5 protein-coding genes are annotated in these 12121 nt (G+C 46.7%); 2 read left to right on the plus strand and 3 right to left on the minus strand.

The features are described 5' to 3' along the window. The first annotated feature begins 140 nt into the window (after positions 1 to 140). On the plus strand, positions 141 to 440 hold the full coding sequence (locus tag QUA40_RS25040) for a DUF7734 family protein (RefSeq protein ID WP_333130900.1): 300 nt from the start codon (positions 141 to 143) through the stop codon (positions 438 to 440). 91 nt (positions 441 to 531) lie between these two features. Here QUA40_RS25040 and atpC read toward each other — a convergent pair whose 3' ends face one another. The 3 genes from atpC to QUA40_RS25055 all read right to left on the minus strand — a co-directional run bounded on the left by atpC (position 532) and on the right by QUA40_RS25055 (position 3519). Beyond that, positions 532 to 939 carry an ATP synthase F1 subunit epsilon gene (gene atpC / locus QUA40_RS25045; protein WP_006635885.1) on the minus strand — a complete coding sequence of 136 codons (408 nt, stop codon included), beginning with the start codon at positions 937 to 939 and terminating at the stop codon, positions 532 to 534. A gap of 135 nt (positions 940 to 1074) precedes the next feature. Next, positions 1075 to 2532 (minus strand): F0F1 ATP synthase subunit beta, encoded by a 1458-nt coding sequence (gene atpD, locus QUA40_RS25050; protein ID WP_333130902.1) that lies wholly within the window; start codon positions 2530 to 2532, stop codon positions 1075 to 1077. A gap of 126 nt (positions 2533 to 2658) precedes the next feature. Then, complete coding sequence (locus QUA40_RS25055) at positions 2659 to 3519, minus strand: PEP-CTERM sorting domain-containing protein (protein ID WP_333130903.1); 861 nt, start codon at positions 3517 to 3519, stop codon at positions 2659 to 2661. Between the two features lie 898 nt (positions 3520 to 4417). Here QUA40_RS25055 and QUA40_RS25060 point away from each other — a divergent pair. Beyond that, positions 4418 to 12121 (plus strand): two-partner secretion domain-containing protein (locus tag QUA40_RS25060; RefSeq protein ID WP_333130905.1); only part of this gene is annotated, 7704 nt, incomplete at its 3' end.

Consider the following 12121-nt stretch of genomic DNA (forward strand, 5'->3'; position numbering starts at 1 on the left):
ATCTCTTGTTTCATCTGTCGAAAAAATTCTTAAAGGATTTGGAGATAATTATGTAATTAATTTTGCTTAACTACTTATCCCTACACTTTATCAACCTGGAATACGCTGTATTTTTACAACTGATTTAGGATTGCTATATTATGGCTGACTCTATTGCTCGTCGCTTGGAACAATACACCCTAAAACGATCGCACGAAGTTTTAATCGTCAAGGCCCAAATTGACGGCGAATTCGATGAAATTGCTATTTTTAAAGGCTTTTCTAGCTCCCTGACACGATCGACCGCTTTCGATCCAGAGGTTCCTGTTTTGCCGGAGAAAGCAAAAATTGTCAGTGTCGATCGGCTCCAGAGCCCCTACAATCCCAATAACCCCCGCTATCTTCAGCAGGGGTTATCTTGGGAAACAATGCAATCTCTATTGTCCGAAACCGGAGTTTAGCAAAACATTAGGGACACAACGTGAGAAAAACAGTAGGGACACAACATTGTTGTGTCCCTACTACAAAAGCACTATGTCCTTACCCTTAGAGCTAGAGCGTGCCACCGGCAGCTTGGAAACGAGCTCTCGCGCGCTTGATTGCTTGCTTAGCTTGAATTTGCTCTTGCAAAGTGCCGCTAGTAGCCTTTTCCAAACGAGCTTCTGCTTCGGTGTAAGCAGTACGAGCAGCTTCTTTATCAATGGTTTCGCCTTTTTCAGCGCCGTTGACAAGAATAGTAACTTTGTTTTCTTGGATTTCTGCAAAGCCACCCATCAGAGCAATAGATACCCATTCCTTGCCGGGACGGACGCGCATCACTCCGGTATCCAAAGCCGTCAACATTGGGGCGTGACCGCTCAAGATACCCAATTGGCCTGTGGTGCTCGGCAGAATTACTTCTTCAGCATTAGAATCCCAAACAGTTTTGTCTGGGGCCACTACGCGCACAGTTAATGTCATAAATTGTCCTTAGTCATTAGTCATTAGTCAGCAGTCAGCAGTCAGCAGTCATTAGTCATTAGTCAGCCGTCGGCCATCATCAGTCACTTAACTGTTAACAACTAATGACCAATGACTAATGACTCATGACTAAAATTACTTGGCGTCAGCTTTCATTTTTTCAGCTTTGGCGATCGCCTCGTTGATATCGCCCACCAAATAGAAAGCTTGTTCAGGTAATTCGTCAAGTTCGCCAGCCAAAATCATCTGGAAGCCCTTAATGGTATCGGCCAGCTTGACGTACTTGCCGGGGGAACCGGTGAACACTTCCGCCACAAAGAACGGTTGAGACAAGAACCGTTCAATTTTGCGAGCGCGAGAAACGGTCAAGCGGTCATCTTCAGACAGCTCATCCAAACCCAAAATCGCAATAATATCTTGCAATTCCTTGTAGCGTTGCAGAGTAGACTGCACCTGACGAGCAACACCATAGTGCTCTTCGCCGACAACGCTAACTTGCAACATTGTAGAGGTAGAATCCAGCGGATCAACAGCCGGATAAATACCTTTGGAAGCCAAACCGCGAGACAACACAGTTGTAGCGTCCAAGTGAGCAAAAGTCGTAGCCGGAGCGGGGTCAGTCAAGTCATCCGCAGGTACGTACACAGCTTGAACCGAAGTAATCGAACCTTCGGTAGTCGAAGTAATCCGTTCTTGCAAGTCGCCCATGTCTGTACCGAGAGTCGGCTGATATCCCACAGCCGAAGGCATCCGACCCAACAGAGCCGATACCTCAGAGCCCGCTTGCACGAACCGGAAGATATTGTCAATGAACAGCAGCACGTCTTGCTTGCTGACATCGCGGAAGTATTCGGCCATCGCCAGAGCCGACAGGCCCACGCGCATCCGAGCACCAGGCGGCTCGTTCATTTGACCGTATACTAGGGCAATTTTCGACTTGCTGCGGTCTTCTTCGTTAATAACCCCCGACTCGATCATTTCCTTGTAGAGGTCATTACCTTCGCGGGTGCGCTCGCCCACACCGCCAAACACGGACACGCCGCCGTGAGCCTTGGCGATGTTGTTCACGAGTTCCATCATAATCACGGTTTTGCCGACGCCTGCGCCGCCGAACAAACCGATTTTGCCGCCGCGACGGTAGGGAGCCAGGAGGTCGATCACCTTGATTCCGGTTTCAAACACCGAAGGCTTGGTTTCCAGTTCGGTGAAAGCCGGCGGGTTGCGGTGGATGGGCATACTTTCGGAAGTATTGACCGGGCCAAGGTTGTCTACGGGTTCGCCGATGACATTAAAAATTCGGCCCAGAGTTGGGATACCGACGGGAACTTGGATCGATTCCCCGGTATCTACTACTTCCATGCCACGCACCAAGCCGTCGGTGGTACTCATGGAAACTGCACGCACTTGGCTGTCTCCGAGCAGTTGCTGAACTTCGCAGGTAACGGCCATGTCTTGACCTGCTTCGTTTTTGCCGGAAATCGTGAGAGCGTTATAGATTTGGGGCAGTTTGCCGCCTGGGAATTTTACGTCTACAACCGGCCCAATGATTTGGGTGATGTAGCCTACGTTCGTTTTTGTTGCGGTGGATACCATGAATAGTGCCTTTGTTAGGATGCTATTTTTCCCGTTATGGAAAAAGTCTTAACATTTAGAAATGCTATTCCTCAGATTACCACTGAACAGACGCACTATTTAGATTTGTATGGGGCTGGTTAAGAGTCATTTTTCTGGTTGCGGCTGTCGCTTATTTTTCCGGCGAGCTGCAGCCAAAGCCCCGAGCCCCAGCATAGTCGCGAACACTGTGACTGGTTCGGGGACTGGTTCGGGGACTGGTGCGGGGGCTGGTGCGGGGGCTGGTGCGGGGGCTGGTGCGGGGACTAACTCAGCCGACACGGTGAAGTCTTTGAAGTCAAGCTCGGTTCCTCGTTTGGCATCGTCGAAGGAGATTTTTGTGCCCTGAGCCAGTTGGGCCATTGTGAGCAATGAATATTGCTCTGGGCTTTTACCGCCGTTGATGTTTGTAAATGAGTCGCTGGAGTTGTAGTCGAGGCTAAAGTCACCAAACACAGCAAGCTGACATCCCGCCACCAGACATTCATCTCTTCGGAACTGGGTGCCGGCGGCAAACCATTTGGGGCTGTTCATGAAGGTACTCGACGAGACGTATTGCTCGAAAGGTCTGCCGGTACCCGTGTCGCTCCACAGCAGCAGGGCATAAATTTGATCCTGCAAAAATGTGAAGGTTTGGGTGATGGAGCCGTTTTCGGAGGTGACTGCGTTGCCAAAGGTTGCTTCCGAGTTGTTGGCAGAGCCGTTATCTGAGGGTTTAGTCTCGTTAAACAGTCTGGCGATGTTGGTGTAGCCAGTGTTTCCTAACTCAGCTTGGGCCACCCACAAGCTGGACTGGTAAGGGCTGTGAGATTGGTCGAAGGTAAAGTTTATATTGGTATCTCGATCGAACTGGATGCCGCCAGTGCCAAACATGAAAGCTCGGACGGGCGTGCAGATGCTGAGCAACATTGTGGTTGCCAAGCTGACGACTGTAAAAGATGTTTTTTTGACTAGCGTTAAGGTAGTCATAACCCTGATTCCTCCAATATGTTACGTAGTAAGGCGCAAAATGCCATGTTGTTGTGACGCGAATCGACGATCGCGAGCCTGCTATATTTAGGACGATCGTCAAACCTCAAGAAGAGGCTCCACACCAGTGAATCTACATACAGATCTCACTTAAGGGTGTTTTGGAGTAAATGAGTGCTTCTTCTAAGAGTTTTCACTGACACCAGATTGGCACAGTTTAATCTATCAGAGCAAGATTTTCATCCTGCCTAGACTTCCAACCTACTACATTTACTTCGTTTAGGTAACGGTCTAAAGTTGAGTGCAAGACTTGCACATATTGGCTTTCATCAAAAATACATAAAAATTTTACTCGATATTTATAAAGTTTTGGTAAAGTTCATCCAAAAAATATAAAGTTTTGGAGAGAAAGTCTGCTGTTCGGTTCGTTGCTCCTCAAAGCGGGCTGCAAGCTGCTCGACCGATGCAGAAAGAAGCGGGGGCGAACGTGAGTAGGGCTTTGAGCTAGTTTTTTGCCACTATAAGCAAGCTGTATAATAGGTGATCGCTACTTACGTAATTTTGACTAATATTCGGAGTTTTTTAAACCCCTAACCCTCGCGTTCGGTGCCATATTTTCCCCAACAGTTCCAGACGCATAAACTCGGTTTTTCAAGGTAATTGCGTCTGGGAAGCAGTTAAATTGGCAACCAGAAACCAAGTTTCATTGCGCGCGCCTAAGTGCTATTAAAAAAACTGTTTCTACGTAAATCCTAGTAATTCAACACGTACATTTCCTTTTCACATACTAATTATTTGGGAATCAAAAAGAGGGTTCTCCTATTGACATTAGTAATTTTTATGAGTAAAAATAGGATAGATAAATACGATCGCACTTTAAGCACAATTTTTAAACACAATGACAGCCAACAGACTAAATTTGCTCGGATGGTTATTCATTGTTAGCTGGCTGAGTGCAGCGGCGGGTTCGGCAAACGCGCAACCTATAACCCCGGCACCAGACGGCACTAACACAGTTGTTACTCCCAACGGCAACCGCTACGACATTTCCGGGGGGTCATTGGGTGGTGATAAGGCTAACCTTTTTCACAGCTTTACTCAGTTCGGCCTCAGCGAAGGTCAAACAGCTAACTTTCTGACTAATCCGAATATTCAAAATATTTTGGGGCGGATTACTGGGGGAAATCCTTCTTTAATTAATGGCTTAATTCAAGTTACTGGCGGCAATTCTAATTTATTTTTGATGAATCCTGCCGGCATGATTTTTGGGCCGAATGCCAGTCTCAACGTGCCGGGAGCTTTTAATGCTACTACGGCGACAGGGATTGGTTTTGGGAACAATCAGTGGTTTAGTGCGATCGGCAATAACAATTGGGCAAGTTTCATCGGAACACCGAATAGTTTTGCGTTTACAAATTTGCCAAGGGGAAGCATTGTTAATGCAGGCAATCTGACGGTGACACCAGGTCAAAGTTTAAGTTTGATCGGAGGTACGGTTGTCAATACTGGTCAGTTAACTGCGCCTAGTGGCAATATTCTGATCAGCGCTGTACCCGGTAACAATTTGGTGCGGATTAGTCAAGCTGGAAATTTATTGAGCTTGGATATTCAGCCGACAGCAACTCAAAGTTCGCTGCCCAACAATTGGACACAGCCAGTGTTATCTTTGCCGGAGTTACTGACTGGAAAAGGTGTGGCACAGGCGACGGGTTTGATGGTAAATCCTAATGGGGAAGTTGTGTTGACGGGGAATGCTGCTGTGCCCGTAACTGCGGGAACTGCGATCGCAAGTGGCAACATCAACGTTTCTGGCAACACTGGCGGTACTGTAAATATTTTAGGCGACAAAGTAGGAGTTATTGCGGGCAATATCGATGCTTCTGGGATTAACGGCGGCGGTAATTTACTGATTGGCGGAGGTTATCAGGGTTTGGGTACGGTGCCCAATGCTTCGCGGACTTTTGTTAGCAGCGACTCGACGATTAATGCTGATGCTATTAGTAATGGGAATGGGGGGCGAGTTATAGTTTGGGCTGATGAAACTACTCGCTTTAATGGCAATATTACGGCCAGAGGCGGCTTACTTTCTGGGAATGGCGGCTTTGTGGAAGTGTCTGGAAAGCAATTTTTAGACTTCCGAGGCAATGTTAATACTCTGGCTGCTAACGGCAATCCTGGATTATTATTGCTCGACCCAACAAACATTACTATTCAAAATGGTGCGGTAACTTTTACGGCACTAAATCAGGTAGATCAATTTGCCGATCCAGATATAGGGGGAAATACCATTGATGCGGCCTTGATTAATAGTGCCGCGACTAATGTGATGCTGCAAGCTAAGAATAGCATTACCTTTAGCGCTCCTGTCAATATAACGACTGCGGGAGTTGGAATGACTGCTCAAGCTAATAACAATATAAATGTCAACGCCAATGCCAATATCACAACTCAAGGAGGCAACGTTACCCTCAATGCTGATGCCGATAATCTCAACGGTGGTAATCTGACACTCAATTCGACGATTAATACAAACGGGGGCAGTTTCCAGGGTATTGGTCGAGGGAATGGTTCCAATGGAAATGGAATCGTTCTTGGTGGCACAATTAATGCCGGAGGTGGGAACATTAACTTGGACGGCAGCGGAGGAAACGTGACATTCGGAACCAGTAACGGTATTATTATAAATAACGCCATAGTACAAACTACTGGAAGTGGAAATATTACTCTCAATGGAACGGGCCAGAACGGGACATTAGTCGGAAATGAAGGTATTGTTGTTACAGGCGGATCTAAGGTGACTTCAACCAATGGAAATATCACCCTGACTGGCACAGGTAACGGAACTAAAAGCGACAACAACGGGATTAACATTAATACCACCAGCACAGTGGAATCGATCGGGACAGGAAGTATTACTTTCACCGGTACTGGCGGGAACGGGACATTTAATAATAAAGGGATATCTATTACCAACAAAAGTACAGTGCGATCGGCTGGGGGAAATGTCAACCTCACTGGTAACGGTGCTGGAACTTTAACCAACAACTTCGGCGTTATCATAGATACCGCTACAGTGCAGTCAACTTCGGGGAATGGGACTATCACCATCACCGGGACAGGGGGAAATGGGACGAGTGGCAATTCAGGGATATATATTAGTCCTAGTGGTATCGTAAAATCGCCGAATGGAGATATCGCCCTGACTGGAACAGGTAACGGCAGCGTGGGCAACAACGTGGGCATTTTGATGTCAGGCGTGCTGGAATCCACTGGCATCGGAAATGTGACTCTGAGCGGTGTTGGTGGCAAGGGGACTGATGGCAATCAAGGGATATCAGTTGGGGCGGGCACAGTGAAAGCGCTCTCTGGAAATGTCAGTCTGACTGGTACTGGTGGCGGGACTGGGTTGGCCAACGAGGGTATATATGTAGATAGTGCCGCTACAATCCAAAGCGCAGCCTTGGGAAAGGTGACGTTGACGGGTACGGGCAGTGCAGGGACAGGCACTAATTCCGGGATCTGGCTCAATTCAGGCACCGTACAAGCACAGAATGGAGATATTGCTTTAATTGGTACCGGTGTAGCGACATCATCTAGCAGCTACGGCATTAGCTTCGGCACGGGCACGCCGATAACCGTGCAAGCTACGGGAACGGGCAATATTAGCCTCACGGGAAGTGCTAATAACAATTCTATTCCACTTAATCTCACGGGCGGTGTGATTAACGCGACTTTAGGCGGCAAGGTCACTTTGACGGGCGATGAAATTCAACTGTCAGCAACAAGTCAAGTTAATGGTACTGGGACTATTCAGTTGCAACCGCTTACTCCCACTTTAGATATTAATGTTGGCGGTAATATCACGGACGCTCGTTTGAATCTCAACCAGGTGGAACTCGATACGTTAAAAGGTTTTTTGCAAATGGTTATTGGGCGGGCGGATGGGACGGGGGCGATCGCAATTGACCCCGCTGGCATTCAGTTCAACGACCCGAAGACAGCGACGACAATTCAGCCTCCAACTGGTACGGGGTCGATCGCAGTTAACGGCCCAATTAAAGCCATTGGTGGGATTACATTCAATGGAGTTACTTCTTTAAAAGCCGATGTTACTACTACCAACAATAATATTACTTTCAACAGCCCTGTTACCGTCGCAAATAATGTCTTGGTTGACACGGGTACAGCAGGTGCAGGCGACATTTTTTTCCAAAAAACAGTCAACGGCACAAATCCTAACACTCAAGATTTGACTCTAACAGCAGGTACTGGCAATATTACATTTGGTGCAGATGTCGGCAGCATTACTCCTCTAGGAAAACTCACAATTAATAGTGCTGGTAACGTCCAAACAAAGGCAATTACAGCCGCTGATATTACTCAAACAGTTTCTGCTACCGGTGCTGTCACTGTCTCAGGTGATTTGACCGCCACTAATGGTGACATATTTTTTATAAATCCTGTTACTCTCAATAATGTATCCACAAACAATGTTTCTCTCACCGCTCATAATCCTACTTCAATCAATCCTTTACAAACCGGCAGGATTACTTTAAATAATGGATTTGTAGCGGGTAGCAACAACCTCACCCTTACCGCAGACGAGATTGATATAGTCGGCCTTCCCTCGTCGGGTACTGGCGATCTGGTACTTCAACCTTTTTTACCTGGCTTAAATATCGGACTTGGGGACACGATCGATCGACCTGCTTCCTTGGATATGACTGGGCTATTCAATCGCCTACAAGATGGCTTTAAATTGATCGCGATTGGACGGACAGACAGCAGCGGTGCAATTACCATCGAGTCGCCTCTGACATTCCGAGATCCCGTGACAATTCGCTCTCCACTGGGGGCTGGATCGATCGCAATTTTACCTGGTGGGAGTCTCACTGGAACTGATAACGCTTCGATTGCACTGACAGCGAATCAAAACATCACCGCCGGCAATATAAGCACGACTGGAACGGGTGATATCACCCTTACTAGCAACATCGGTATGATCGCACTCAATGGGCCGATTACCACAATCGATCAAAATATCACTTTCAACGGGCCTGTTACGCTTCAAAATAATGTTTTGGTTGACACAGGTGCAGTCGGTGCCGGCAATATTCTTTTCAGCAAAACCGTCAACGGTACAACTGCTAACAATCAAAATCTCACTCTCACAGCCGGTACTGGTAATATTATATTTGGTGGAGAAGTCGGCAATCCAATTGCGATCGGCAATCTCCAGATCAATAATGCTACCGACGTACAAACCGCGGCAATTACAGCCAACAGTATTAATCTTACAGCTACTGGTAAAACGACCTTAAACGGCGCAGTCACAACCTATGGTGCAGGTGGCATTAACTTAAATGTCGCAGATTTGGCGATCGACAATCCAGTCACAACGCTAAATAATGGAACTTTTAAAGTCAATAATAGTGGCGACTTGAATATTGCTACTGGGGCAAATTTAGTGCTGGATGGAGATTTTACTCAAAGCGGTACGGGCAAGGTCAATATAGCATCCAACATTACCACTACTAACGATAATATTACTTTCAACAGTCCTGTTACTCTGACAACTGATGTTTCTTTCAACACAGGTGCAGGTGCTGGCGATATTATTTTTAACAATACAGTTGACAGCACCACTGCTAACAGTCCAAATCTCACTTTAACAGCGGGTACTGGTAATATTACATTCACAAAAGGTGCGATCGGTAACAGTACAATTCCATTCGGTGCGATAACTGCCAACAGTAGTGGCACGACTAGCTTCGCGAGCAGTGTCAATGCCCAAAGTTTAACAACTGACGCAGGTGGCACAACTCAACTCAAGGGAAATGTCACTACAATCGGCAGTCAAACTTATGGAGATGCAGTTACAATTGCCACTAATCCGATTCTCACAGGGAACGGCATTACTTTCAACGATACTGTTGATGCCAATAACATTGGCAGCGACTTGACTGTAAATGGGGGTGCAGGTAATATTACATTCAATGGTGTACTTGGCAATACCAAGGCTTTAGGAAATATTACAGCTAACTCTACAGGCACAACTGAATTTAATAAAACAGTCAATGCCGCAAGTTTAACGACAGATGCTGGCGGCACAACTACACTCAAGGGCGATGTCAAGACAATCGGCAGTCAAACTTATGGAGATGCAGTTACAATTGCCAATAATCCGATTCTCACAGGGAACGGCGTTAATTTTAAGGATACAGTTAACGGCACCAGCGATTTGACGGTGAAGGCGGTGAGCGGTAATATTGCATTCAATGGTGCTGTTGGCAAGAGCACAGCATTAGGAAATATTACCGCTAACAGTACAGGTACAACTACATTTAATGCCGTCAATTCTGCCAGCATGACTACAGATGCTGGCGGCACAACTCAACTCAATGGTAATGTGACAACTACAGGCAGTCAAACTTATGGAGATGCTGTCACAATTGCCAACAATCCGATTATTTCAGGGAAGGCTCTTACTTTTAATGATACAGTTAACGGCAGTAGCGACTTGACTCTCAATGCTGATACCGGTAATGTTACATTCAATGGTGCAGTGGGCAATGCTAATTCTTTAAGCAAGTTACAGATTAGCGGAAAAACTATCACTGCGAATTCAGCCGTTAACGTAGCTGGTAATATTGGAATAGTGGCTGATACTATTAATCTGCAAGGAATTTTGACTACCACCAATAACGGTACGCTAACAATTAGCAATACGGGCAATCTCAATATTTTAAATAGTCTGAACTTAGACGGTGCATTTAATCAAAATGGCGCGGGAAGCGTTGCCCTGAGCGGAAATATCACCACAACTAATGATAATATTAGTTTTAGCGGCCCGGTGACGTTAAATACTCCTGTAACTTTTACGCTGGGAGATGCAACTATTGCTTTCGGTTCTACTTTATCGGCAGGCAGTAACCCGTTGGCTTTAACTGCCGGTGAAATTAATTTTTCCGGGAACGTTTCTGGTACAGGTGCGCTAACGCTGCAACCCGCAACAGTAGGACAAAATATTGCGGTTGGCGCAATTGATAACAATACTAGCGCTTTAGATTTGACGGCAGCGGAAATTAATTTGATTCAAAATGGATTTAGCTCGATCGCGATCGGGCGATCGGATAGCACCGCCAAGGTTAGCATACCCTACAATCTCACCTTTTTAGACCCCGTAAGTATTCAAGGGGGAACTGGTACGATCGCACTTGATGGCACTATTACCGGCAATGACAACAGCAGCATTGCTCTCAACGCTGCCACAATTAATTTAAATTATGGCATCAATACCAACAAAAATCCGATCTCTCTCAACGGCACTGTCCAACTCGGAAACGATATTAATCTTAGTACAGGCGGCGGAGATATTAAGATAATTGGGGCGATCGACGGCAACCATTTGTTGAACTTAGATGCAGCTACAGGCAATGTGCTGGTGCAAGGAAGTATCGGAGGAACAGCACCACTTTCGGTTTTGAATGTTACCGCAACGCAGGCGGAATTCACTAACGGTAATATTGCGAGCAATTCTGGTTTTAATATTGCTGCTGCCAGCACTAGGTTGGGGGGAAATGTTACTACTAATAATGGCAATATCAATATTAACGGTGTTCTAGCCTTGACGAAAGATGCGAGATTGAGTACAGCCGGCGGGAATATTGCCTTTGGAGGTGCGATCGACAGTATTGATGCGGCCCGCAACTTAACTCTAGCCTCCGGTAGTGGCAGCATCACTTTCAACGGTTCGGTAGGGGTCACCAGCAAGTTAGGAAATCTTGCGATCGAAAATGCTGGCAATGTGACAGGAAACTCGACAATTAACGCGCAACAATTGACAGCACTAAACACGGAAAAAGTCAATTTATCGGGAGATGTCACCGCCGGCAAAGTCGATATTACTGCCCAGGGAGATATAAGCGTTAAAAATATTACTACTAATGCCGGAGAAATTCTATTTACAAGCGGTAACAATTTCACAGCAGGCAATTTGAATACATCGGGAAACAGTGGCGGTAACATAACTGTTAAGGCGATAACTTCAATTACCGCCGGACAAATTAACTCTAGCGGTATACTCGGAAATGCCGGCAATGTGTTCTTAGATCCGATCGGCGATATTCAAGTAGACTCGATCAATGCCCAAGGCGGTACAGGCGGCATCGGTGGCGATGTCTTTATTTCATCGACGGGGGGATTTTTCCGCGCTACGGGTGCTTTTTCAACCCCACTTTCGCCGACGGGATTTGCTAGCATTTCTACGGCTGGCGGCGCCGGTGGTGGCAAAATTACAATTGTGCACGCTGGGGGAGATGGAGGGACGCCGATTGAACCGTTTGTAGTGGGAAATGCTGCTAGCAACGGTACGGCGGCTGCAATTACAACGGGACAATCTAGCATTACATCGCAGTCGTTTCCGCGTTCTAGTAGTGTTGGTAATATTGTATTTTCGACTGATGACGCGATCGATCCAATTCCCACTCCGAGTCCAACTCCAATTCCCACTCCGAGTCCAACTCCGAGTCCAACTCCGTCAACAACTCCGAGTCCAACTCCGTCAACAACTCCGAGCCCAGCTCCGTCAACAACTCCGAGT

Origin of the sequence: Microcoleus sp. Pol11C3 (assembly GCF_036701485.1) — a bacterium.
GTDB lineage: Bacteria > Cyanobacteriota > Cyanobacteriia > Cyanobacteriales > Microcoleaceae > Microcoleus.